General features: G+C 74.1%; 16 protein-coding genes. 7 read left to right on the top strand and 9 right to left on the bottom strand.

Annotation, left to right across the window (positions count from 1 at the left end):
• Nucleotides 1-185: 185 nt before the first annotated feature.
• From AB0F62_RS28165 to AB0F62_RS28155, 3 genes are all read left to right on the top strand, one after another.
• The gene (locus AB0F62_RS28165; RefSeq protein WP_361804995.1) at nt 186-2,012 is read left to right on the top strand and encodes an HSP90 family protein; all 1,827 of its coding nucleotides are present in this window, start codon (nt 186-188) and stop codon (nt 2,010-2,012) included.
• Nucleotides 2,009-5,014, top strand: coding sequence for a tetratricopeptide repeat protein (locus AB0F62_RS28160; protein WP_361804992.1), 3,006 nt, complete (start codon nt 2,009-2,011; stop codon nt 5,012-5,014). The genes AB0F62_RS28165 and AB0F62_RS28160 overlap by 4 nt, the downstream gene beginning before the upstream one ends.
• A 212-nt stretch (nt 5,015-5,226) precedes the next feature.
• Complete coding sequence (locus AB0F62_RS28155) at nt 5,227-7,068, top strand: glycoside hydrolase family 15 protein (RefSeq protein WP_361804989.1); 1,842 nt, start codon at nt 5,227-5,229, stop codon at nt 7,066-7,068.
• On the opposite strand, the gene AB0F62_RS28150 is transcribed toward AB0F62_RS28155, so the two are convergent.
• The 3 genes from AB0F62_RS28150 to AB0F62_RS28140 form a co-directional block, all read right to left on the bottom strand.
• Nucleotides 7,065-7,826, bottom strand: a complete 762-nt coding sequence (locus AB0F62_RS28150) for an N-acetyltransferase (RefSeq protein WP_361804986.1) — start codon at nt 7,824-7,826, stop codon at nt 7,065-7,067. The two genes, AB0F62_RS28155 and AB0F62_RS28150, sit on opposite strands and share 4 nt — an antisense overlap.
• A 50-nt stretch (nt 7,827-7,876) precedes the next feature.
• Nucleotides 7,877-9,115 (bottom strand): MFS transporter, encoded by a 1,239-nt coding sequence (locus tag AB0F62_RS28145; protein WP_361804983.1) that lies wholly within the window; start codon nt 9,113-9,115, stop codon nt 7,877-7,879.
• A 524-nt stretch (nt 9,116-9,639) separates the two neighbouring features.
• Nucleotides 9,640-11,091 (bottom strand): NCS2 family permease, encoded by a 1,452-nt coding sequence (locus tag AB0F62_RS28140; RefSeq protein WP_361804980.1) that lies wholly within the window; start codon nt 11,089-11,091, stop codon nt 9,640-9,642.
• Nucleotides 11,092-12,117: 1,026 nt separating this feature from the next.
• Between AB0F62_RS28140 and AB0F62_RS28135 the strand changes: the two genes are divergently transcribed.
• Entirely contained in the window at nt 12,118-14,010 is a 1,893-nt protein-coding gene (locus AB0F62_RS28135) for a hypothetical protein (protein WP_361804977.1), read from the top strand.
• A 9-nt stretch (nt 14,011-14,019) separates the two neighbouring features.
• Here AB0F62_RS28135 and AB0F62_RS28130 read toward each other — a convergent pair whose 3' ends face one another.
• Complete coding sequence (locus tag AB0F62_RS28130; RefSeq protein WP_361804974.1) at nt 14,020-14,766, bottom strand: SDR family oxidoreductase; 747 nt, start codon at nt 14,764-14,766, stop codon at nt 14,020-14,022.
• 248 nt (nt 14,767-15,014) lie between these two features.
• Here AB0F62_RS28130 and AB0F62_RS28125 point away from each other — a divergent pair, with 248 nt between their 5' ends.
• The gene (locus AB0F62_RS28125; RefSeq protein ID WP_361804971.1) at nt 15,015-15,779 is read left to right on the top strand and encodes a GntR family transcriptional regulator; all 765 of its coding nucleotides are present in this window, start codon (nt 15,015-15,017) and stop codon (nt 15,777-15,779) included.
• Between the two features lie 39 nt (nt 15,780-15,818).
• Here AB0F62_RS28125 and AB0F62_RS28120 read toward each other — a convergent pair whose 3' ends face one another.
• Together AB0F62_RS28120 and AB0F62_RS28115 are read right to left on the bottom strand one after the other, a co-directional pair.
• On the bottom strand, nt 15,819-17,441 hold the full coding sequence (locus tag AB0F62_RS28120; protein ID WP_361804968.1) for an alpha/beta hydrolase: 1,623 nt from the start codon (nt 17,439-17,441) through the stop codon (nt 15,819-15,821).
• Between the two features lie 151 nt (nt 17,442-17,592).
• On the bottom strand, nt 17,593-18,750 hold the full coding sequence (locus AB0F62_RS28115) for an ROK family transcriptional regulator (RefSeq protein ID WP_361804965.1): 1,158 nt from the start codon (nt 18,748-18,750) through the stop codon (nt 17,593-17,595).
• 128 nt (nt 18,751-18,878) lie between these two features.
• On the opposite strand from AB0F62_RS28115, the gene AB0F62_RS28110 reads away from it, so the two are divergent.
• On the top strand, nt 18,879-19,325 hold the full coding sequence (locus AB0F62_RS28110) for a hypothetical protein (RefSeq protein ID WP_361804962.1): 447 nt from the start codon (nt 18,879-18,881) through the stop codon (nt 19,323-19,325).
• A 205-nt stretch (nt 19,326-19,530) separates the two neighbouring features.
• Nucleotides 19,531-20,874 (top strand): glycoside hydrolase domain-containing protein, encoded by a 1,344-nt coding sequence (locus tag AB0F62_RS28105; RefSeq protein ID WP_361804959.1) that lies wholly within the window; start codon nt 19,531-19,533, stop codon nt 20,872-20,874.
• A gap of 67 nt (nt 20,875-20,941) precedes the next feature.
• Here AB0F62_RS28105 and mug read toward each other — a convergent pair whose 3' ends face one another.
• The 3 genes from mug to AB0F62_RS28090 all read right to left on the bottom strand — a co-directional run bounded on the left by mug (nt 20,942) and on the right by AB0F62_RS28090 (nt 23,809).
• The gene (gene mug, locus AB0F62_RS28100) at nt 20,942-21,430 is read right to left on the bottom strand and encodes a G/U mismatch-specific DNA glycosylase (RefSeq protein ID WP_361804956.1); all 489 of its coding nucleotides are present in this window, start codon (nt 21,428-21,430) and stop codon (nt 20,942-20,944) included.
• A gap of 68 nt (nt 21,431-21,498) precedes the next feature.
• On the bottom strand, nt 21,499-22,932 hold the full coding sequence (gene purB, locus AB0F62_RS28095) for an adenylosuccinate lyase (RefSeq protein ID WP_361804953.1): 1,434 nt from the start codon (nt 22,930-22,932) through the stop codon (nt 21,499-21,501).
• 106 nt (nt 22,933-23,038) lie between these two features.
• Nucleotides 23,039-23,809, bottom strand: a complete 771-nt coding sequence (locus AB0F62_RS28090; protein WP_361804950.1) for an SGNH/GDSL hydrolase family protein — start codon at nt 23,807-23,809, stop codon at nt 23,039-23,041.
• Nucleotides 23,810-23,826 lie beyond the last annotated feature (17 nt).

Here is a 23,826-nt window from a genome sequence, read left to right as displayed (position 1 = left end):
GCCCCCCACCGCCCGCGGGCGCCCGTCCGCCCCCGGCGCTTCCCGCCCGCCGCCCCGCACCACGAAACCCCCTGGTCACCCCGGGCCCCGCCGCCATACGATGGCTCGCAACCCGGCGGCCCGCGATCACCCGATCGCCCTACCCGCGCCCCGTTCCTCCCCGGGAATCCACCGGCGCTCCCACGATGACTGCAGATCAGACACCGCACACCTTCCAGGTCGACCTGCGCGGCCTGGTGGACCTCCTCTCCCACCACCTCTACTCCAGCCCCAAGGTCTACCTTCGCGAACTGCTGCAGAACGGCGTCGACGCGATCACCGCCCGCCGGGCCGAACAGCCCGACGCCCCCGCCCGGGTGCGCCTGTACGCCGAGGGCGGCCGGCTGCGCGCGGAGGACACGGGCATCGGCCTGACCGAGGCCGACGTGCACAACCTGCTGGCCACCATCGGCCGCAGCTCCAAGCGCGACGGACTGGAGAGCGCCCGCTCCGAGTTCCTCGGCCAGTTCGGCATCGGGCTGCTGGCCTGCTTCGTCGTCGCCGGGGAGATCCGGGTCGTCAGCCGGTCCGCACGGACCCCGGACGCCCCGCCCGTCGAGTGGACCGCGCGCGACGACGGTTCGTACACCGTCCGCACGCTGCCCGACGAGGCCCGCCCCGAACCGGGCACGACCGTCCACCTGACCGCCCGGCCGGGCGCCGCGGAATGGCTGACCGAGGAGCGCGTACTCGCCCTCGCCAAGGACTTCGGCTCGCTGCTGCCCTACGACGTGCGGGTCGGCGACACCCCCGTCACCGAGCGCCCGCCGGTCTGGGAGCGGTCGCACCCCGGATCCGCCGGCCGACGGGTCGCCCTGGCCCGGCACTGCCACGAGCAGTTCGGCTTCACCCCGCTCGACGTCATCGACCTCGACGTGCCGCTCGCGGGCGTGCGCGGTGTCGGATACGTCCTGCCCGCCGCGGTCAGCCCCGCCCAGCGCGCCGGGCACCGCGTCCACCTCAAGGGCATGCTGCTCACCGACCGGGCCGACGAACTCCTGCCGGAGTGGGCGTTCTTCGTCCGCTGCGTGATCGACACCGACAGCCTGCGCCCCACCGCCTCCCGGGAGAGCCTGTACGCCGACGAGACGCTCGCCGCCGTCCGCGACGCACTCGGCGAGCGGGTCCGCGACTGGCTGACCGAACTCGCCGCGGGAGACCGGGAACGGCTCGCCCAGTTCCTGGCCGTCCACCACCTCGGCGTCAAGTCGCTCGCCCGGCACGACGCGGACATGCTCCGCACGATGCTGCCGTGGCTGCCCTTCGAGACCACCGACGGGCAGCTGTCGCTCGAGGAGTTCGCCCGCCGCCACCCCGTCGTCCACTTCACCCGCACCGTCGAGGAGTACCGGCAGGTCGCGGCGATCGCCTCCGCGCAGGGCATCGGCGTCGTCAACGGCGGCTACACCTATGACGCCGACCTGGTGGAGCTGCTGCCCACCGTGCGTCCCGGCACCGCCGTCGCGGAACTCGACGCCGACACCGTGACCGCGCACCTCGACCCCGTCGACCCCGCCGAGGAACTGGCCCTGTCCGGCTTCCTCGCCGCCGCCCGCGCCACGCTCGACCCGCTCGGCTGCGACGTGTCGCTGCGCACCTTCCACCCGGTCACCGTCCCCGCCCTCCACCTGGACGACCGGGCCGCCCGCCACGAACGCGCCCGCGCCGAGGAGGAGGAGCAGGCCGACGAGCTGTGGGCGGGCATCCTCGGCTCCCTGCGCGGCGGCGCGCCGCGCGCCCGGCTCGTCCTCAACCACCTCAACCCGCTGGTCCGGCGGATCAGCGGCTTCACCGACCCCGAGCTGGTGGGCACGGCGGCCGAGGCGCTGTACGGCCAGGCCCTGCTGATGGCCCAGCGCCCGCTGCGCCCCGCCGACTCCGCGCTCCTCAACCGTGCCTTCCTCGGCCTGCTCCAGTGGGCGGCACTGACAGCGGACACCCCCGCCGACGCCGAACAGGAGGACGGCCGATGAGCACCCAGGACCCGACGGCCGAGACGATACGCCGCGCCCTGCACAAGAACAGGGAGGAGCCCGAGGGCCGCGCCCGCAACGCCGGCGCGGAGCGCATCGTCGCCGAGGCCGAGACCACCGGTGACACCGCGCTGCTGCTCGACGCGTTGTTCAACCTCGCCAGTGCGTACGCGTACAGCAGCGAGCGGGACAAGTTCTTCGTCCCCTTCGCCCGGCTGCTGCGCATGTGGGACGAGCGGCCCGGCGACTTCGACGGCGCGAACACCCACCACCTGCACTGGATCTTCAAGTGGGTGGCCAACGGGATGCTGGACCAGCCCGACATCCCGCTGGCCTCCATCGAGAAGTGGCAGCGCGAGATGGAGCACCGCTACCGCATCGCCGGCCACTCCGAACGCGCCGTGCGGCAGGGTGAGTTCCGCATCGCCCGGCATCTCGGCGACACCGCGCGCGCCGCGGCCGCCCATGCCGCCTGGCTCGCCGCCGACCGCGACAGCATGGCCGACTGCCACGCCTGCGAGCTCCACGGCCAGGGCAACTGGCAGGTCGAGTGCGGCCGGGACGCCGAGGCGCTGAGCACCTGGGAACCCGTCCTCGCCGGGCAGTACACCTGCGCGCACGAGCCGCACAACGTGCTGGCCTCCTCACTGCTGCCGCTGGTCCGGCTCGGCCGGCTCGACGAAGCCCGCGCCCACCACCTGCGCGGCTACCGGCTGGTGCGCTCCATGGAGAGCATGCGCGGCGCCGTCGCCGGCCACGTCGAGTTCTGCGCCCTGACCGGCAACGAGGCCCGCGCCCTGGAGATCCTCGCCGAGCACCCCGCGTACTTCACCGACACCGGCGACCCCGACACGCTGATGGACCACCTCGTGGTCACCGGGGTGCTCATGCGCCGCCTGATCGACCTCGGCCACGCCGAGCAGAGCGTCCCCGGCCCCGCCGGCACCGACTGGACCGCCCGCGCCCTGCTCGCCCACGCCGAGCGCGAGGCCGGCGCCGTCGCCGCGCGCTTCGACGCCCGCAACGGCAACGACGCCGTCGGCGGCCGTATGCGCAGGCGCCTCGCTGCCGAGCCGCTCGCGGACCGGCTGCCGCTCGGGGTCCGCGCACACCGGCGCCTCGACACGCCCGTCCGACCGCGGCCCGCCCCGGCAGCCGAGGCCGCCGCGGCCGAGCGCGCAGAGGACGTTTCCGCGCTGCTGGCCGAGGCCCGCCGGCTCAGCGGGATCCAGCACCCCTCCGCCGGCGACGCCTGGGCCGCCGCGGGCCGCGCCGCCGAGCGCACGGGAGCGGAGCTCGACGCGCGGGCCCAAGCCGAGATCGCCGACCACGCCGGTATCGACGCCTTCGAGGACCCCGGGACCGCCCTGCCCCTCTTCCACACCGCCGCCGAGCTGTTCGAGGCCGCCGGCGATCCCGGCGAGGCCGCCGCCTGCCGGGCCCGGGCGGCCTACGCGACGGCCCTGGCGGAGCCCACCGAGGCGGCGCTCGACGCTTTCGACGCGGCCGTCGACGAGGTGCGCGCGCTCCACGAGGCGGGCCGGGCCACCTCGCGCCAGCTCTCCGGCGCCTGGCTCGCCCGGTTCCACATGCGGCCGCCGAGCGCCGAGAACGAGGCGGAACTGCGGCGGATCATCGCGTTCGCCGAGGAGCACCGCGACGAGGAGCGGATGGCGGGCCGGCTCGCCGACGCGATCGCCCTGCACGCCCGGTACGCGGCCGCACGCGGCGACGTGGCGACCGCCGCCGAGCTCTTCGCGCGGGCCGCTCGGACCTATCACGAGGCCGGCACGCCCTGGCACGCCGTCGAGCCGGAGGCGCTGCTGGCCGACCTGTCACTGGAGCACGACGACTCCGCCACCGCCGAGCGGTCGGCACGTTCGGCGCTGGAGAACGGCGCCGAGGTGCTCCGCCCGGCACACCGCGCCCACCTGCACACCGTCCTGGCGTCGGCGCTCGCCGAGCGCGGCGCCGACGCCGAGGCCGCCGACCACGCCCTGGAGGGCGCCCACTGGGCCGACGAGGCGGGCCTGTCCGATGAGGTGGGGGCCTGGGCCCGGCTCGTGCTGGGCGGGGCGCTGCTGCGCCAGGGCCGCGCCGCCGAATCGGCCACCGTACTGGAGACCGCGCTGCCCGACCTGGAACGGGCCCATCACGACGGCCGGGTCGTCCAGGCCCGCTGGTGGCTGGGCGAGGGGCTGCGCGACCTGGACGAGCCGCGCTCCGCCGCCGAGCAGTTCCTGCTCGCCGCGGAGATCGCCGGGACATGGGAGGAGCAGCAGGACCACGCCGTGCTGGCGAACCTCGCCGCCGACTCCTTGGAGAGGGCCGGGCTGGCGGACGAGGCCGCCCGGGCCTACACCCGAGCCGGTGAGCTCTGGCGTGCGCTGGAGCGCCCCGTCCCGCTCGTCCGGACCTTGCGCGCCCGGGCCTGGCTCTCCCTCCACGACGGCCGCGGCGGGCTGCCCGAGGGGCGCCCCCTGATGGCCGAGGCCGTCGCGGTGGCGGAGGAGGCGCTGGCCGCCGCGACGGCGGCCGGAGACGAGCGCGCCGCCGCGCAGTTGCGCGCCGAAGTCGCGGGGACCCACCGGCAGACCGGTGAACTGGTCGTCCGGTCCTGCCCGGGCGAGCCCGGCGACGAGGACGGGGACGGCTCGGCGCGCGCGGCGTACGAGGAGGGCCTGGCCTGCGCCGAGCGCGCGATCGCCGCCTTCGACCAGGGCCCCGCGCGCAGCGCGGCCCAGCTCATGGCGGCCTGGCTCGAGGCCGACCTGGGACGGCACGCCGAGGCCGTGGCCCGGGCCCGGACGGTGATCGCCCAGTACGAGGGAGCGGACGACGAGGTCGCCGGGCAGCGGCTGGCCGAGGCCCGCTCCGTCATCGAGTACGTGGGGGAGCGGCAACCCGGCGCGGAGGAGAAGGCGCCCGCCGGAGCGGCAGCGGCCGACGAGAAGCAGGCCGACGAGAGGCAGGCCGGGGCAGCGCAGGCCGGGGAGGCATAGCCCCCGCCGGCACGGTCCGGCGGGCCCCTCGGCGCCCGCCGGACCGCGCACGGGCTGTGCCCGCACCGCGTCGCCGAACCGCGGCCGTCGGGACTCCCGGCGAGGCCGGGTGCGTCGCCATGCCTCGACCCCCTCGACCGAGAAGGAGAAGGACCCGGGGGGTTAGTCTGAAAGGTGGCTTTTGCCGTTTCCCGGCACGCGAGGAGGCCACCGTGACCGCCGAAGCCCTCCAGACCGAGTTCGCGCCGGCCGACGACCGCTATCTGCCGATCGCCGCCCACGGGCTCATCGGCGACCTGCGCAGCGCCGCGCTCGTCGGCACGAACGGGACCATCGACTGGTACTGCTCAGGGCGCTTCGACGCGCCGAGCATCTTCGCCTCCATCCTCGACGCCGACCGGGGCGGGAGCTTCGAACTCGCCGCGGACGTGCCCGCGCGGACCAAGCAGTTCTACTTCCCCGACACCAATGTCCTGATCACCCGCTTCTTCGCCGAGGACGGCATGGGCGAGGTCCAGGACTTCATGCCGGTCGTCGACGAGTCCCACGAGGCAGACCGGCACCGGCTGATCAGGCGGGTGATCTGCGTCCGCGGCATGCTGCCCTTCCGGGTGCGGGTCGCTCCGCGCTTCGACTACGGCACTGTGCCGCACACGGTGCACATGAACGGGATGCAGGCGCTCTTCGCCACCCCCGCCCAGACCCTCGCCCTCACCTGCTCGGTGCCGCTGGAGAACGACGGCCGGGACGTCTGGGCCCAGTTCAAGCTGGCCGAGGGCGAGACCGCCGTCTTCGCCCTGGACCAGGTCGGCGACGGCGTCGGCCCCCGCGGCTGTCCGCTGACCGAGGCGGAGGACCAGTTCGAGAAGACCGTGCGCTACTGGCGGCACTGGCTCTCCCAGTCGAGGTACCGCGGCCGCTGGCGCGAGATGGTGCACCGCTCGGCGCTCACCCTCAAGCTGCTCACCTACGCGCCGACCGGCGCCATCATCGCCGCGCCCACCACCAGCCTCCCCGAGCGCATCGGCGGCGAGCGCAACTGGGACTACCGCTACGTCTGGATCCGCGACGCCGCCTTCTGCGTCTACGCGCTGCTCCGGCTGGGCTTCACCGACGAGGCCGAGGCCTTCATGAACTTCCTGTCGGACCGCGTCTGCGTGGGAGGACCCCGCTGCACCGCCGGCCCGCTGCAGATCATGTACGGCATCGACGGCCGCTCCGAGTTGCCCGAACGGGAGCTGGAGCACCTGGAAGGCTACTTCGGCTCCGCGCCGGTACGGGTGGGCAACAACGCCGTCCACCAGCTCCAGCTGGACATCTACGGGGAGCTCATCGACTCCCTCTACCTGTACGACAAGTGGGGCAAGCCGATCTCCAGCGGCCACTGGGAGACCGTCTGCGAACTCGTGGACTGGGTCTGCGACAACTGGGACCAGCCCGACGAGGGCATCTGGGAGACCCGCGGCGGCCGCAAGAACTTCCTGTACTCCCGCGTGATGTGCTGGGTGGCGATCGAGCGCGGCATCCGCATGGCGAACCACCGCGGCCTGCCCGCCAACCGCGAGCGCTGGTACGGGGCCCGCGACGCCCTCTACCGGCGGATCATGAGGAACGGCTGGTCGGAGTCGCGCGGCGCGTTCACCCAGAGCGAGGGGGAGGACGTCCTGGACGCTTCGGTGCTGATGATGCCGCTGTCCAAGTTCATCTCGCCGACCGACCCCAGGTGGCTCTCGACGCTCGACGCCCTCGGCAAGGACCTGGTCTCCGACTCCCTGGTCTACCGCTACGACCCCCTGGCGAGCCCGGACGGCGTGCCCGGTGACGAGGGCACGTTCTCCATCTGCTCCTTCTGGTACGTCGAGGCCCTCACCCGCGCCGGGCGCAAGGACGAGGCGCGCCTGGCCTTCGAGAAAATGCTCACCTACGGCAACCACCTCGGCCTGTACGCCGAGGAGATCGACCGCACCGGAGAGCAGCGCGGCAACTTCCCCCAGGCCTTCACGCACCTGTCGCTGATCAGCGCCGCCTTCAATCTGGACCGGGCACTGGGCTAACGCGACTCCGTGCGGTGCCGGACCCAGACGTTGGGTTCGACGTAGACGGCGTGGTCGTGCGCGGTGTCGCAGTGCACCGGCACCAGGGCACCGGGCACATCGACCGCGCCGTCGCGGTCGAAGGGGAGCCCCGTCCAGCGGCGCCACTGCGCCAGCGTGCCGCTGACCGTCATGGAGGCGGGCGCGACCTTCTCGATGACGCCGCCCGCCTTGACGTGCACGCGCAGCCACGGGTCCTCGGGGAGTCCGTCCGCCCGCAGCAGGCGGATGTAGTCGGCCATGGGGAGGCGGGGCCGCTGGTGCTTGGCCGTGGGGCGGACCGGGGCGAGGAGCGCGTCGTGGCCCTGGTCCCGCGCGGTGCCGCGGAGCGCGGCCACCATCCGGTGGGACAGCCCCCGGCCGAGGTACCCGGTGTCGATGGTGATCTCCAGCGCGCTCGCCGCCGTCGGCGGGCGCCCGTCGCGCAGGTCGGTGTACGCCCACACCAGCACGCGGTCCCAGCCCTGGTCGGGCGTCTCCTCGCGGCCCTCGCGGGAGGCGTCGAAGGGGACGGCGAACCCGCGCGCCACGACGCGGTCGCCGTCGGTGGCCACGACGCAGTACCGCGGGAAGTCCTCGGCGACCCGGTACAACAGGGCCCCGGCGACCGGGTCCTGGGGGACGAAGGCCGGCCAGTTCTCGGTGATCTCCCACAGCCTGGGGACCAGCGCGGGGCGCTCGGCGAGCGAGGTGATGCGGACGGTGGCGGTGTCGTTCACGAGGCGGCACCCTGCCAGACGGGCACCGGCCGCGGCATCCCGTTTTCCCCTCAGGCCGCCCGCCCGACCTCCGACCGGGCCATCGCCGCGGCGGCCGCCCGGCGCCCGGCCGCCCGGCGCCCGATCGCCACCGTGCGCCGGCGCCAGGTCCCGGCCCCCGCGCCCCGGGCCACCGCGGTGAGCGGCACGGCCGCGAGCAGGAGCAGGCAGGCGAGGACGCCGCCCATCGCCGGGAAGCCCAGGCGGGCGCCGAGCAGCGCTCCGGTCAGCGGCCCGCAGGCCACCCCGAGCGAGGAGGCCGAACCGGCGTACACCGCCCAGCGGCCCCGCGGGTCGAGGGCGGCCGCCAGGCCGATCACGTACGAGAGCACCACCGGGTAGACGGTGTTCCACAGCACCTCGCCCACGGCGAAGCCCATCGCGCCCCGCGCCGAGGCGCTGGCGGCCACACAGACCGCGATCACGACCGTGCCCGCGCCGATGGGCACCGCGCGTCCCAGGCGCGGCCCGAGGGCGCCCGCGGCCACGACGCCGACCAGGCCGCCGCCGAGGGCGACCGCGAACACCATGCCGACCGCCGTCTCCGACAACCCCACGCGGTCCAGCCCGATGCGGCCGCTCACCCCCCACAGCGCGTTCTGCGCCAAGGACCAGCACAGCATCGACGCGGCGAGCACCACTCCGGAGCCGAGGTGCGGCAGCGGCGGCGCCGTGCGGGGTGTCGCCGCCGTGGCCCGCGGGCCCGGCGCCGCCGGAAGCCGCCGGGTCAGCGGGAGGACGAGCAGGGCGGTCGCCGCGATGGCCGCGAAGGGCAGCGCGTGGCCGCCGCCGAGCCGCGGCAGGACGAGGTAGAGCGCCCCCGCCGCCGCGGAGGTCGCCAGCAGCCCGAGCACCGTGACACGGTGGGGCTCTCGCTCCCCGGCGATGCCGACGGCGGCCACCGCCGTCGACGTACCGGAACCGAGGCCGCCCGCGACGCAGCCGAGCACCACCAGGCCGACGTGGCCGGTGGCCGCGGCCGCCGTGAAGCCGCCCGCGATCATCAGCAGCCCGTACCGCGCCAGCCGCGCCCGGCCGATCCGTTCCACCCGTGAGGCCAGCGTGAACCCGGCGCAGGCCGAGCCGAGGAGCAGCGCGCTGCCGACGGCCCCGGCCTGGGAGCCGCTGAGTGCGAGTCCGGTGGTGAGGCGCCCGACGACGGTCGGCATGAGGTAGGGCGCGAGGTAGCCGGCGCAGAAGAGCGCGACGAGCGGCAGCAGGGCGCGCGAGGGCGCGGTCCGCGAAGACATGGGCGTTCCTGGGTGAGGGACGGCCGAAGGCACGGCGAGCAGGTGGGGGGTGGAGCGCCTATCGACGGACAGGAACGCGCGGAACCATGTGTATCAAGCGACCAGGCCCGGCGATAAGGGGGTATTCCCCGTTCAAACCCTGTGTTGCCGAATCGAGATCAAACGCACGCGCGGACCGCACGCGCACAGGTCCCGATCTCCGCACCATGAGCGGCTTCGCCCGCCGGTGCGCGGGTGCCCGGTGGATCGGCGGATCGGCGCCGAGCCGACCCGCACCGTTCGCCGGCGGGGGCGCGTACGGGGCCGCCCGGCCGGCGGCCGGTTCGTCGCGGGCGTGCGCCACGTCACACCGGGGGACGCGTACCGGGCGGGAACTCCCGCCCCACGCGGAGAGTTCGACGAGTACGGGCCTGGTGCGCTGAGCGCCGGCCCGGCCAGCGGCCCCGACCGGGGGCCCCCGTCCCGGTCGGGGTCTTCATCGTGGGGCCGCGGAGGCCTCGGTGGCCTCCGCGCCCCCGTGGCGGCTACTTCACCCCGAGCAGTTGCTCGAGCGGGTCGATCGCGAAGTAGACGAGGAAGAGCGCCGACACCGCCCACAGCAGCCAGTGCACCTGCCGGGCCTTGCCGAGAACCGCCTTGAGCAGCACGAAGGCGATGAAGCCGGCGCCGATGCCGTTGGTGATCGAGTAGGTGAAGGGCATCACGGCGATCGTCAGGAAGGCGGGGATGGCGATCTCGAAGTCGTCCCAGCCGATGTTCTTGACCTGGGTCATCATCAGGAAGCCGACCGCGACCAGCGCGGGCGCCGCCGCCTGCAGCGGCACGATCGTCAGCAGCGGGCTCAGGAAGAGCGCCACCGCGAACAGGCCACCGGTGATCAGGTTGGCGAAGCCCGTGCGGGCCCCCTCGCCGACGCCGGCCGCCGACTCGATGTAGGCGGTGTTGGACGATGCGGACGCCGCACCGCCCGCGACCGCCGCGGCACCGTCGATGAGCAGCACGCGGCCCAGGTTCGGGACCTTGCCCTCCTCGTCCAGCAGCCCCGCCTCCGAGGTGATGCCGACGACGGTGCCCATGGTGTCGAAGAAGTCCGACAGGATCAGGGTGAAGACCAGCAGCACCACCGTGATGAAGCTGACCTCGGCGAAGGCGCCGAAGAGGCTGAAGTGCCCGAGCAGCCCGAAGTCCGGTGCCGCGAACACGTCGTCGGGAACCTTGGGCGTGGTCAGCCCCCAGCTCTTCACGTCCGCGACGGCGTCGACGACGATCGCCAGCACGGTCATGGCGACGATGCTGATCAGGATCGCGCCCTTCACCTTCCGGGCCAGCAGGGCGATCGTGAGCAGGACCCCCAGGCAGAAGACCAGCACCGGCCAGCCCGACAACGCTCCGCTCCCGCCCAGCTGAACGGGGACCGTGGTGTGCGCGGCGTCCGGGATCCGGCTGACGAAGCCGGCGTCCACGAAGCCGATGAAGGCGATGAACAGGCCGATGCCCACGCTGATCGCCTGTTTGAGCGGCTGCGGTATCGCGTGCATCACCGCCTCGCGGAGCCCGGTCACCACCAGGACGCAGATGAGCACGCCCTCGATGACGATCAGGCCCATCGCGTCGTCCCAGCTCATCATGGGAGCGATCTGGAAGGCCACCACCGCGTTGAGGCCGAGGCCCGCCGCGATGGCCAGCGGCAGGTTGCCGCCGACGCCCATGACGATCGTCATCACCGCCGCCACCAGCGCGGTGGCGGTGACCAGTTGACCGGTCGACAGGACGTGGCCGAACTTGTCCTTGGCGCTCCCCAGGATGATCGGGTTGAGCACGAGGATGTATGCCATCGTGAAGAAGGTGGCGAAGCCGCCCCGGACCTCACGGCCGAAGGTCGACCCGCGCTCCCCGATGCGGAAGTAGCGGTCCAGTGGATTGCGTGGTGCGGGTGGCGGAGAGCCCTTCGCCACGTCGGTGGCCTGAGCGGACATGGTGCTCCTCGGGGGTTGGTGCGACAACCGGTGAACCTGCTGGGGGCTGGGGGGATTGTGTACGCCGGAACGCCCGCTCGGGTTTTGAATTCGTTTCCTTGTGTTAACGAATCGGCACCGCTCAGCGGGCTCGGCGCATCCGGGAGTTGGGGGCGGCGGGGGCCGGCGGCTGCCGGTGGTCGGCTGTCGCGCCGTCTCGCTCCCTTCGGTCGCACAGCGGCTGGCTGCGGATGGGAGGGTGGCGGTCTGGGGCTTCGCTGCGGTGTGCGGGTGGGTGGTTGGCGGGGGTTCAGGCGCCGGAGCGGGGCCGGTTGTTCATGGGCGCGGGTCTCGTTGCCGTCCGCGGGTAGAGATGGCTGGTTGCCACGCCCACCGTTCGTGGGTGGCGCGCCCGCCGTGACCTGCGTCTGCGGGTGATTCCCCCAGTGGGCGACAGGCTTGGGGGTGGCTTTGCGAGATCGGGCTCTGTTTCGCCGACATATTCGGCGAAAGCGGGCCCGATCTTCTCCGGCTCAAAGATCGGGCCCTGTTTCACCGACTATGTCGGCGAAAGCGAGCCCGATGTCCCGCCCACCCCTCAACAGCACCTCGAATCAGTAGCAGTCGCCGGTTACGGCGCGCGCGCCCACCACCGGGAGTAGGCGTGGAAGCGGCCATCTATACGCGCGGACGGCAACGAGACCCACGCCGCCCCCAAGGCCACCCGCTCCGGCGCCTGAACCCCAGCCGAACACCGGCTCGCACAGCGCAGCGAAGCCCCAGACCGCCACCCTCCCCTCCGCAGCCCGCCGCTTTGCGCCCGTAGGGCGCGAGACGAACCCGCACCCACCCACGGCCGGACCCCACCCACCCACCCACCCACCCACCCCACGGCGGGCTCTGCACGGCCCCATCGCGCCGGCGCCATTGCCGTACCCCGCACCGAAGGGCATCCCGTCCTGCCAAGCCGCGCCGACAGGTGCCGCGACGGCGTCGGTTAGGGTGCCGGGGCGGGGCACCGGGGAGCAGCGGAGGCGGGGAGCGGCCGTGCACGATCATGCGGAAGGACACGAGGGCGGGGCACGTCTGGAGGCCGAGGGCGAGGTGGCCACCGCGCGCATCGCGCTGGCCGGTGGCGACCTCGAGCACGCCGCCAGACACCTGGAGGACGCGCTGGCGCGCGATCCGGTGCTGCCGGAGATCCACGAGGCGCTCGCCGAGTTCGCCGCGCGTGTCGGAGGCGCCGAGGCGGCGCTGACCCACTTCGTGCCCGAGGAGCGGGCGTTCATCGGCACCGTTGCGGCCCGCGGCCACCTCTGCGCGGGCGCCGGCCGCTGGGACGAGGCCGTCGGGCTGCTCGCCCAGTGCGCCGGGTACGAACCGCAGCGGCCGTGGCTGGACGTCGCATGGCTGCGCCGCCCCGACATCGCCGAACTGGTCGCCCCGGACACCGTGGCCCGCGCGTCCGCGCGCGTCGCACCGCAACTGCCCGACCCGGTGGACGAGGAGCTGCGCGGCCCGCTGCTGCCGCTGCTCGACCTGGTCCGCGCGAGCGCCGCACGCCACCCCGACCACACGATGCTGCTCTGGTGCGGTTCCACACTCGCCCGCCGCATGGGCGGCTCCGAGGAGGCCGTCGCCTGGGCGCGGCGCTCGTACGAGCTCGAGCCCTCGCACCCCGCCGCCGTGATGCTCGGCTACGCGCTGCGCAGCGCCGGCCGCGCCGAGGAGGCGCTGGAGGTCTGGCAGGTCGAGGTCGCCCGCGACCCCTCCGACCTCGACCTGTACGTCGACGTCGCCGAACTGCTGGACGCCCTCGGCCGGCCCGCCGAGGGCGTGGCATGGGCCGAGCGGGCGCTGGCCGCCGACCCCTCGCACCCCAAGGCGGGGCCCGCGGTGCACGCGCTGCGGTACGCCGCGGAACCCGACCTGCGTCACCTCGTCGCCCTCGCCGACCACCTGCGGGCCGAACCCGAGCACGGCTACGCCGCCGACCTGCTCGCCCGGCTCGGCCAGGGCAGGCCGTGGCTCAACTGGATACCCGGCGGCAACGAGGCGATCGTCAGCCTGCTGCACCAGGCCCTGCGGCAGTCCGTCCCCGCCGACGCGCGGCTGACGCTCACCGTCTCCGCGCTCGAACCGCCGAGCGCACTGCTCGCGCTGCGCGCCGCGTTCCCCCACGCCGAGACCGACACCGAGTCGGTGCCGGAGCCCGACCTGCGCGTCGCCCCCCGCCCCGTCGAGGTGGCGCTGTGGGCGTACGAGGGAACGACCGCCCGGCCCGCCGTCCGTCCGCCGTCGCCGGAGGCGGCCGAGGCGGTGCGCCGTCTGGCGTGGCACGGCTGGCCGCATCTGGTCGCCGCCTACGACGGGGCGGTGACGCTCTCCGGGCTCGACCCGGACGACCTGCTCGGCGTCCTCGTCCACCCCCCGGCCCCGCGTGAGGACGACCTGGGCCGCGCGCTCGCCGCCCAGGCCCCGGACCTGTGGATACGTTCCGTCCAGGTCTGGGCGTGCCTGGGCCTGGCACACCACCGGACCGACGAGCCCTGGGCGGTCTCGCGGCGCCGCGCACTCCTCGTCGACGTGCTGAACAACGCCGAGGACTGGGTGTGCGAGGCGGCCGCCCTCGCGATCGTCGCGACCGCCTGGACCGACCCCGCCGTCCACAAGGACGCCGCCGAGCTGATCGGGCGCCGCCTGCTGGACGCGCTGGAGGCGCGGCGGACCCGCGTCGTCACCCTGACCTGGTCGCTGTGCCATCTCGCCCTCGCCACCCCGGAGATGATCCCCCAGATCACGGCGCTCGCCGCGGACGTGCTGCGCACGATCGACGCGGGGGACGACCCGGAAGCCCCGGAAGCCCCGGAAGCCCCGGAAGCCCCGGATGGCGCGGAGGGCGACCGGGAGGACGCGGTGGAGGAGCCGGCCGCCGGGTAGCCGGCGGAGCTACAGACCGCCGGAGACCCGCAGCACCGCGCCCGTGGTGTACGACGCGTCCGGCGACATGAGCCAGGCGACCGCGCCGGCCACCTCGTCCGGCTCGCCGGGCCGCCGCATGGGCACACGGTCCGGATTGCGCCAGGGCCGCTCGGGATCCCCCATGGCGGCGTGGATGTCGGTCACGATCATGCCGGGCTGCACGGAGTTGACGCGTACGCCGTCCGGCGCCAGTTCCTTGGCCAGACCCACGGTCAGCGCGTCCACCGCCGCCTTGCTGGCGGCATAGTGCACGTACTCCCCGGGACCGCCGAGGGTCGCGGCGCCGGAGGAGATGTTCACGATGGCGCCGCCCTGCCCGCCGTGGCGGGTGGACATCTCCAGCGCCGCGCGCCGGGCGCACAGGATCGCCCCCATCACGTTGACGTCGATCACCCGGCGCATGACCTCGACCGGGGTCTCGGTGAACCGCCCCAGCGGCCCGGTGATGCCGGCGTTGTTGACCAGCCCGGTGAGGGTGCCGAGCCGCTCCTTCACCGTGTCGAAGAAGGCGTCCACCTGCGCCGCGTCGCTGGTGTCGACCCTCACCGCCGCGCACCGCCCGCCCGCCTCGCGGACCTTGCGGGCGACCTCCTCGGCGGCGTCGGCGTCCTTCTCGTAGCCGATGCCGACGGCGTGCCCCTCGCGGGCCAGCCGCAGCGCGACCGCCGCGCCGATGCCGCGGCCGCCGCCGGTGACCACCGTGACCGGACCCATGCCAGCTCCCTCACTCGACGTGATCACGAACGCTACCAGCGTGCCGACGGGCCCTGACGGGCGCGAACACCTCGTGAACAGTGCGCGGCGCCGGCGGCCGGATCCCATGGGGTCGGTGAGCATTGGTCTTGACCAAGCCGGAGGGCGGCTCTATCGTCGCCTACTAGTGCAAGAACCTTTAATAAAGAGCCGTTCGGAAACAAGGCTGAACAAACCCCGGCGGGGTCAGGCCGATTGCGGAGGACAGGGTGGGGACCACGCAGCTCGAGAACGTGCCGGAGCCCAAGTACTGGCACCTTAAGACCGTCCTCATCGACGCCCTCGACTCCGAGTTCGAGGTCGGCGAGATCCTGCCCAACGAGCGTGAGCTCGCCGCCCGCTTCGGCGTCGCCAGGGCCACCCTGCGGCAGGCCCTGGAACAGCTGGAGCTGGAAGGCCGCCTGCAGCGCCGCCGCGGCGTCGGCACCACGGTCGCCCCGCCGCGCGTGGGCGTCTCCGTCGGCCCGTCCAGCGGGACCTGGCCGGGCTCCGCGGGTGACGCCTGGCGCACCGTGGGCTGCGTCGAGGCCGTCGCGCCCGCCGCGGTCGCCGACGCGCTCGGCACGGACGCCGACGAGGCGGTGCACACCGTGCGCCGGGTCCGCGCGATGGGCGGCCAGTCCGTCGCCACCGAGCTGCTCTACGTGCCCCGGGCCTCCGTCCCGGGCCTCGCCGGCGACCTGACCCCGGCCGGGCACGCCCCCGCCGTCCTGCAGGAGCTGCGCGCCCTCGAACTCGACGGGGACGACCGGGCCGTGGAGCTCGGTTCGGCCCGCGCGGAGGACGCCAAGCAGCTGGACCGGCTGCCCGGCGCGCCCGTGCTGGTCGTCACCACGCGCTACTTCAGCGGCGGACGGGTCGCGGCCGTCGCCGTCGCCACCTACCGGGCGGACACCTGCCGCCTGACGTTCGGCGACAGCGGTGCGATGGAGATCACCCACCACGGCCAGGAGCGGCACGCCGCCGCGTCCTGACCTTCCGCGCCCCGGCGCGGTCGGTGGAAACCGCCACGGTCAGTAGAAGCGGCCCGTGTTGGCGTCCTCCGCACCGCCGGTGCCGGAGGGCACGGGCAGCGGATGCCCGGAGCAGTGCACATCCCGGTCGCCGACGGCGCCGGACACCAGGTAGCGGTCGACGCGCGCGGTGACGCACTCGTTCCAGAAGCTGATCAGGCCGTGCGAGCCCCGTCCCTCCTCGGTGATCAGGCGTGAGCCCGGCAGCCTGCGGTGCAGTTCCATCGCGCCCTCGTACGGCGTCGCGGCGTCCCGCCGGGAGGCGACGATCAGCACCGGCGGCGGCTGCGCCCCCCGGCGCGCCCCGACGTCGACCGCCGGTCCCCCCGGGACCGGCCACGAGGCGCAGGGGAGATTGAGCCAGGCGTTCGCCCAGGTCTCGAAAGGACGCTGGCGGGCGACCCGCGAGTTGTCGCGGTCCCACACGCTCCAGTCGCGCGGCCACACCCCGTCCGAGCACTCCACCGCCAGGTAGACGGCCTCGCCGTTCTCCTCGTCCTTCGCCTGCCCCGGGTCCGGGGCGGCCGCCGCGACGAGCGGCTTGTCGTCACCGCGCAGGTAGCGCGAGAGCTGATGGGCGAAGGGCACCCACCGCTGGTCGTAGTACGCCGCCTGCACCGCCGCCGAGTGGAGCTCCCCGGCACCGACCTTGCCCGCCGGCCGCTTGCCGAGCATCCGCATCGCGCGGTCGAAGTTCGCCTGCACGCGGGTGGGGGTCGCGCCGAGTCCGTACACGGCGTCGTGCCCGGCCACCCAGTCGCGCCAGTCCGACCAGCGGCGCTCGAAGGCCACGTCCTGCGCCAGGTTGGCGCCGTACCAGATGCCGCGCGGGTCCGGGTTGACGACGCTGTCCACGACCATCCGGCGCACGTGCGAGGGGAACAGCGTGGCATAGACCGCGCCCAGGTACGTGCCGTAGGAGACGCCGTAGTAGTTGAGCCGCGGCTCGCCGAGGGCGGCCCGGATGACGTCGAGGTCCCGTGCCAGGTCGGCGGTGCGCATGTTCGCCAGCAGGGCGCCGCCCCGCGCCCGGCAGTTCTCGGCCTTGCGCCGGGCCTCCGCGCGCTTGCGGGCCTTGACCGCGCCGGTGGCCAGCCTCGGGTCGGCGCTGGGGGAGTGCTGGTAGCCCGCCGGATCCTCGCAGGAGATCGGCGCGGAGTGGCCGACCCCGCGCGGATCGAAGCCCACCAGGTCGTACGTCCTGGCAGCGGTCGCCCACACCTTGCGCGTGACACTCCCCACGCCGGGCCGGCCCACCGCCGGGAACCACAGCCCGGACGACCCGGGACCGCCCGGGTTGAACACCAGGGCGCCCTGCCGGACCGAGGCGGGGCCCGCCGCGCGCAACCGGCTCACCAGCAGGTCGATCGTCGCGCCCCCCGGATCCGCGTAGTCCACCGGCACCCGCACCGTGCCGCACTGCACGGGTGACTTGAGCCGGCTGTCCGCCGGGCACGCACCGAAGACGATCCCGGTGCCCTCGGCCCGCCGGGCCGCGACGGCGGCCCCCGCCATCCGCAGCGGCTCGGCGACCACCGGATCCGGGGCGTAGGCGGCGGCCGGAGCGGTCGACGCGCCGGCCGTCAGCACCACGGACACTGCCAGAACCACTGCTCGCCGCACGCGGGACGCCCTTTCGCCGGCCGCGCCCGCGGCGCGGCACGCTCGCCGATGCGACGGATCGTCGGCTGGTCCGACAAGCCGGCAAAGCAGGCAGGCCGATGAGACGCGGAATTTCGCCCGTATTGCCCTGGCCCGGAGGGCGTGCCCCGCCTCAGCGGCCGAGCAGGGAGGTGCGGGCCACCGCGAACAACTGCTCCTCGACATGGTCGAGCGCGAGCCGCAGCGCCCCCGTCGCCACCGCCTCGTGCCCCAGCGCGGAGAGCGCCACCTGCGGCGGCCGGAGGCAGTACCGCGCCAACTCCGTCCGCAGCGGCTCCAGTACGCCGTCCAGTCCGGCCGCCCAGCCGCCGATCACCACCAGCTCGGGGTCGATCGCCAGGACCAGCGCCGCCACGTCGTGCACCAGACGCTGCAGGAAGCGGTCGACGGCCTCCCGCGCCTGGACGTCCCCCGACCTGGCGAGCGCGAAGACCTCGGCCACCGCGGACTCGTCGAGCGGGTGCAGCGGAGTCCCCGTCGTCGACAGCAGCCGCTCCGGAGTCGCCTCGCGGCCCAGCAGATGCAGTGCCCCGATCTCACCGGCCGCCCCGCCGAAACCGCGGTGCAGCCGGCCCCCGATCAGCGATCCGGCCCCAGGGCTCAGCCCCGCCAGCACGAACACCACGTCGTCGGTGCCGGCGGCCGCGCCCTTCCAGTGCTCGGCGACCGCGGCGGCGTTCGCGTCGTTCTCGACGAGCACGGGGCAGCGGAACGACCGGCGCAGCCGCTCGCCCAGCGGCAGGCCCGTCCAGCCGGGCAGCGCCGTGCTCAGCCGCACAGCGCCGTCGGTCTCCACGATCCCCGGGCTGCCCACGCCGACCGCCCACAGCGTGCTGCGCGCCACCCCGGCCTTCCGCAGCAGCTCGGCGACGGTGCCGCGGACCCGTTCCAACCGCTCCTCGGCCGGCAGCGAGTCGGCGACGTCGTGCGCCAGCGATCCCAGGACGCGTCCGCTCAGGTCCGACAGCAGAGCCCGGATCTGCCGGGCGCCGATCTCCAGGCCCAGCAGATGCCCCGCCTCCGCGTGGAAGCGGAACCTGCGGGCCGGACGCCCCTGCTTGCGGGCGTCACCGGGTTCCTGCGGCGCCTCGACCACCAGGCCCGACTCCGTCAGGCCCTCGATCACGCCCTCGACGGTCGGCCGGGACAGGCCCGTCGTCTGCACCAGTTCGGTCAGGCTCACCGCGGGCTCGCCGCGCAGCGCGTGGAGCACCACCGCGGAATTGATCCGCCGGAGCAGGGACGGATCCCCGCCGGTGAGCCGCCCCAACGTACGTCCTCCCAGCTTGTGCGCGTGTTTGCCGGATCGTACCCGTCCCGGCGGCCCGCGGCGAGTGTCCCCGGCCCATGGTTACTGACTCGGTGTCAAGTGTCACAGGCGGAGGGTTTACTTGACCCATGGACCTGCCCGGCCATTTGGCCGCCGTCGACGCGCTCCGCGCCCGCCCGTTCCCGGCGCGGCGCGAGCGCTCCGGCGCCGTCGTGAGCGGCCCCGGCTTCCATGTGGCCGACCTCCGGATCAGTGAGGACTTCTGGGACGCGGACGCGGACGCGGAGTGCAGACGGCGGGCGCAGGACGACCTGGAGGCCGAGTGCCAGGCCCTGATCGAGTTGCTCTCCCTGCGCTGGGGCGAGCCCGAGACGGTCGACCTCGGCGGCCATCTCGAACGCTCCTTCCACGGTGAGCCCGTTCCGCCGCCGCTGGACACCCTGTGCGGCTGTGCCTCCGAGGCGTGGGCCTGGCGTGTCGAGGACCGCTGGATAGGAGTGTGCGTCGGCCAGTGGGGCCCGGAGCTGCCCTTCCAACTGGTCGCCGCCGTCGGCGACGCCGGGGCGGTTCCGTAGCGGCGCACGATCTCCTGGCCACGCCTGCCGCGCCAGTCGTGTCACGCACCTCGACGCGGCCCCCGCACGCCCACTACCCTTTGTCCGCAACAGCCTGATGTGTCGTCATGCGCGACGACACCCGCCTGGGGGGCCCGGCACACGGCGCGGACGGCTGGCACAGCGATTCCGGCGCCGCCGGCGCCGCGCCGCACAGGGGGCCGTCATGCCGTACCCACGCCTCGTTCTCCGTACCCCGGGAAGACTCCGCGCCGCCGCCTCGGCCCTGATCCTGGGCGCCGCCGCCGTCCTGGTCCAAGCCCCCGCGGCCTCCGCCGAGCCCGCCACCGCGGTGGGCTACCCGGCCGGGGCGAGCGCCACCCGCTACTCCGGGCTCGCCTTCGACACCTGCACCGCGCCGCCGCTCAGCACGATCCAGGCGTGGAACGCCTCCCCGTACCGCGCGCTCGGCGTCTACCTGTCGGGCGTCAACCGCACCTGCGCCCAGCCGCAGCTCACGGCCGCGTGGGTCGCCTCCGTCGCGCAGCTCAAGTGGCGCCTGCTGCCGATACACAAGGGCCTGCAGCCGCCGTGCGGCGCGCGGCCCACCGACGCCAAGATCAGCACCACCCCGGCGACCGCGAGGACCCAGGGCACCGCGGCCGCCGCCGAGGCCGTCGCCGCGGCCAAGGCCCTCGGCATGCAGCCGGGCAGCGCCCTCTACAACGACATCGAGAACTACACCCAGACCGACACCGCCTGCCGCACCGGCGTGCTCACCTACCTGTCGGCCTGGACCAAGGAACTGCACCGGCTGGGCTACGTCTCCGGGGTCTACATGAACCTCAACCTCGGTGCCAAGCAGCTCTCCGACGTCTACACCTCGGCGTCCTACGCCCGTCCCGACGCGCTCTGGATCGCCCGCTACGACGGCGTCGACACCCTCAAGGGCTGGACCGGAATCGCCGACGCCAAGTGGGCCGTCCACCAGCGCGCGAAGCAGTATCGCGGCAGCCACGACGAGACCTACGGCGGCGTCACGGTCAACATCGACAACGACCGGCTCGACGCGCCGGTCGCCACGGTCGCGCTGCCCTACGCGGTGACCAGCTCCACCGCCCTGAAGGCCCGCAGCGGCCCCTCGACGACCTACCCCGTCGTCACCACCCACGCGCCCGGCTCGACCCTGCGGGTCGTGTGCCAGGCCCCGGGCCTCAAGGTGGGCACCACCTCCGTGTGGGACAAGCTCACCGACGGCACCTACGTCAGCGACCACTACGTCAGCACCCCGTCGGCCACCGGCTACAGCTCCCCCCTGCCGCGCTGCACCCTCCCGTACCAGGTCACCGCGCCGGGCGGCCTGACGGAGCGCAGCGGCCCCGGCACGTCCTACGCCGCCAAGGGCACGTCCCCGGGCGGCGCGCTGGCGTGGGTCGTCTGCCAGAAGTCCGGCTCCAAGGTCGGCCCCACCAAGATCTGGAACCGCCTCGACAACGGCCGTTACGTCTCCGACCACTACGTGGCGACGCCCGGCACGACGAGCTACAGCAAGCCGATCCCGCGCTGCTAGCGGCAAGCCCGGACGGCGTCGCCCCACGCACCGGGGCTGCGGCGGTGGTTCACGCGACCGGCGTGCCTCAGGCTTCCGCCGCGGCGCGGAGGCGGCCGAACTCCTCGGCCATCGCCTGGGTCGACCAACCCGCGTTCAGGCCGCTGGGGTTGGGCAGCGCCCAGATCCGGGTCGTGCCGATCGTGCGGTCCTGGGGGCCGATCTTGGCGCGGGGCTCGCCGAAGGCGACCCGGTACGCCGTGACGCCCACGACGGCGAGCCAGCGCGGTTCGTGCCGCTCCACCGTCGCCGTCAGCAGCCGTCCGCCCTCGAGCAGTTCGTCGCGGGTCAGCTCGTCGGCGCGGGCGGTGGCGCGGGCGACGACGTTGGTGATGCCGAGCCCGTACGCGAGGAGTTCGGCCTGTTCCGCGGGGTCGAGCCGGCGCGGGGTGAAGCCGGAGGCGTGCAGCACCGGCCAGAAGCGGTTGCCGGGGCGGGCGAAGTGGTGACCGGTGGCCGCCGACATCAGCCCGGGGTTGATGCCGCAGAAGAGCACCCGCAGGCCGCCCGCGATCACGTCCGGGATGACGCGTTCGCGGGCGGCCTCCAGCTCGTCCGGGGTGGGCCGGGGACGCCTGGCCGTGGTCAGAGGATGGCTCCGGGGGTGTAGGCGGCCGCCTGCGGGTACCGCGCGGCGACTTCGCCGACCCGCCGTACGACCTCGGCCACCTGGTCCGCGGCCGCGCCGGTGAAGGAGAGGCGGTCGGCCATGAGCGCGTCCAGCTGGGCGCGGTCGAGCGGGATGCGCTCGTCCTCGGCGAGGCGGTCGAGCAGTTCGTTGCGCTCGGCGCCCTTCTCGCGCATGGCGAGCGCGGAGGCGACCGCGTGCTCCTTGATGACCTCGTGCGCCAGCTCGCGGCCGACGCCGGCCCGCACCGAGCCCATGAGCACCTTCGTCGTGGCGAGGAACGGCAGGTAGCGGTCGAGCTCGCGGGCGATGACGGCCGGGAAGGCGCCGAACTCGTCGAGCACCGTCAGGAACGTCTCCAGCAGGCCGTCGAACGCGAAGAACGCGTCCGGCAGGGCCACCCGGCGCACCACGGAGCAGGAGACGTCGCCCTCGTTCCACTGGTCGCCGGCCAGCTCGCCGACCATCGAGGCGTAACCGCGCAGGATGACCGCCAGGCCGTTGACGCGCTCGCAGGAGCGGGTGTTCATCTTGTGCGGCATCGCGGAGGAGCCGACCTGGCCGGGCTTGAAGCCCTCGGTGACCAGCTCGTGGCCGGCCATCAGGCGGATCGTCTTGGCCAGCGAGGACGGACCGGCCGCCAGCTGCACCAGAGCGGTGACGGCGTCGTAGTCGAGCGAGCGCGGGTAGACCTGGCCGACCGAGGTGAAGACCTCGGAGAAGCCGAGGTGCGCGGCGATCCGGCGCTCCAGCTCGGCGAGCTTCCCGGCGTCCCCGCCGAGCAGGTCCAGCATGTCCTGAGCGGTGCCGACCGGGCCCTTGATGCCGCGCAGCGGGTAGCGGCCGAGCAGGTCCTCGACGCGGGCGAAGGCGACCAGCAGTTCGTCGGCGGTCGTCGCGAAGCGCTTGCCGAGGGTGGTGGTCTGGGCGGCGACGTTGTGCGAGCGGCCGGCCATGACCAGCTCCGCGTACTCGCCTGCCAGCGTGCCGAGGCGGGCGAGGACGGCGACCGTGCGGTCGCGCACGTGCTCCAGGGAGAGCCGGATCTGCAGCTGCTCGACGTTCTCGGTGAGGTCGCGCGAGGTCATGCCCTTGTGGACGTGCTCGTGCCCGGCGAGGGCGTTGAACTCCTCGATGCGCGCCTTGACGTCGTGCCGGGTGACCTTCTCCCGCTCGGCGATGGACGCGAGGTCGACCTGCTCCAGGACCCGCTCGTAGTCCGCGAGGGCCTGGTCCGGCACCTCGATCCCCAGGTCCTTCTGCGCCCGCAGGACGGCGAGCCACAGGCGGCGCTCGAGCACCACCTTCTGCTCGGGGGACCACAGGGTGGCGAGCTCCGCGGAGGCGTAGCGGCCGGCCAGGACGTTGGGGATGCGGGGCTTGGAAGTCACGTAGCGAGATTCTACTGCGCGTCGGCGCAGGTCAGCGCCCCGCACGGATCTATGCGCGTAGCGCCGTGGGGCGCCCGGCACCACGGGGAACCCGGGGCCGGGTGCCTCAGAGCTCGTACGGCAGCAGCTCGGCGCGCTTGGGCGGGAGGCCGTCGCCGGAGGAGCGGCCGGTCAGCCGGCGGCCGATCCACGGGACGAGGTGCTGCCGGGTGAAGCGCAGGTCGGCGGCGCGCCGCGCGGGCCACGACAGCGGCACGGAGGCGGGCAGGGCCTCGGTCCAGTCGAACCGCGGGGTGTGCCCGAGGGTCTGCCAGACGGCCTCGGCGACCCGGCGGTGTCCCTCGCCGTCCAGGTGCAGCCGGTCCTCCGCCCACAGCCGCTGATCGCCCAGCACATGGGCGCCGTACAGGTCCACCACCAGCGCGCCGTGCCGGGCCGCCAGGTCGTCGACGAAGCCGAACAGCTGCTCCATCCGCGGCAGGAACCGCGTGGCCACCGGGCCGCGGCGGGCCGGGCTGCGCATCAGCACCAGCTGCCGGCAGTTCGGCGCGAGGCGCTCCACGGCCTCCTCCAGCAGCGCGCACACCTTCGCCACGTCGCACTTGGGCCGCAGCACGTCGTTGAGCCCGCCCACCAGGGTCACCAGGTCGGCGTCCATCGAGACGGCGGTCTCCACCTGCTCGTCGACGATCTGCTGGATCAGCTTGCCGCGCACCGCCAGGTTGGCGTAGCGGAAGTCCGGCGTGTGGGCGGCCAGCCGGCCGGCGAGGAGGTCGGCCCAGCCGCGGTAGGAGCCGTTCGGGAGCGCGTCCGACATGCCTTCGGTGAAGGAGTCGCCGAGCGCGACGAAGCTGGTGTGGGTGGTGTTCATCTGCATGGCGCGCGTGATCCTAC

The organism is Streptomyces sp. NPDC026673 (assembly GCF_040638135.1).
Taxonomy (GTDB): domain Bacteria; phylum Actinomycetota; class Actinomycetes; order Streptomycetales; family Streptomycetaceae; genus Actinacidiphila.
This window is presented reverse-complemented; position numbering and strand designations above follow the sequence as displayed.

What these genes read in the sequence shown, in the direction of transcription:
- AB0F62_RS28165 (WP_361804995.1), top strand. Translation starts at nt 186, where the DNA reads ATGACTGCAGATCAGACACCGCACACCTTCCAGGTCGACCTGCGCGGC.
- AB0F62_RS28160 (WP_361804992.1), top strand. Translation starts at nt 2,009, where the DNA reads ATGAGCACCCAGGACCCGACGGCCGAGACGATACGCCGCGCCCTGCAC.
- AB0F62_RS28145 (WP_361804983.1), bottom strand. Translation starts at nt 9,115, where the DNA reads ATGTCTTCGCGGACCGCGCCCTCGCGCGCCCTGCTGCCGCTCGTCGCG.
- AB0F62_RS28140 (WP_361804980.1), bottom strand. Translation starts at nt 11,091, where the DNA reads ATGTCCGCTCAGGCCACCGACGTGGCGAAGGGCTCTCCGCCACCCGCA.
- AB0F62_RS28130 (WP_361804974.1), bottom strand. Translation starts at nt 14,766, where the DNA reads ATGGGTCCGGTCACGGTGGTCACCGGCGGCGGCCGCGGCATCGGCGCG.
- AB0F62_RS28110 (WP_361804962.1), top strand. Translation starts at nt 18,879, where the DNA reads ATGGACCTGCCCGGCCATTTGGCCGCCGTCGACGCGCTCCGCGCCCGC.
- AB0F62_RS28105 (WP_361804959.1), top strand. Translation starts at nt 19,531, where the DNA reads ATGCCGTACCCACGCCTCGTTCTCCGTACCCCGGGAAGACTCCGCGCC.
- AB0F62_RS28090 (WP_361804950.1), bottom strand. Translation starts at nt 23,809, where the DNA reads ATGCAGATGAACACCACCCACACCAGCTTCGTCGCGCTCGGCGACTCC.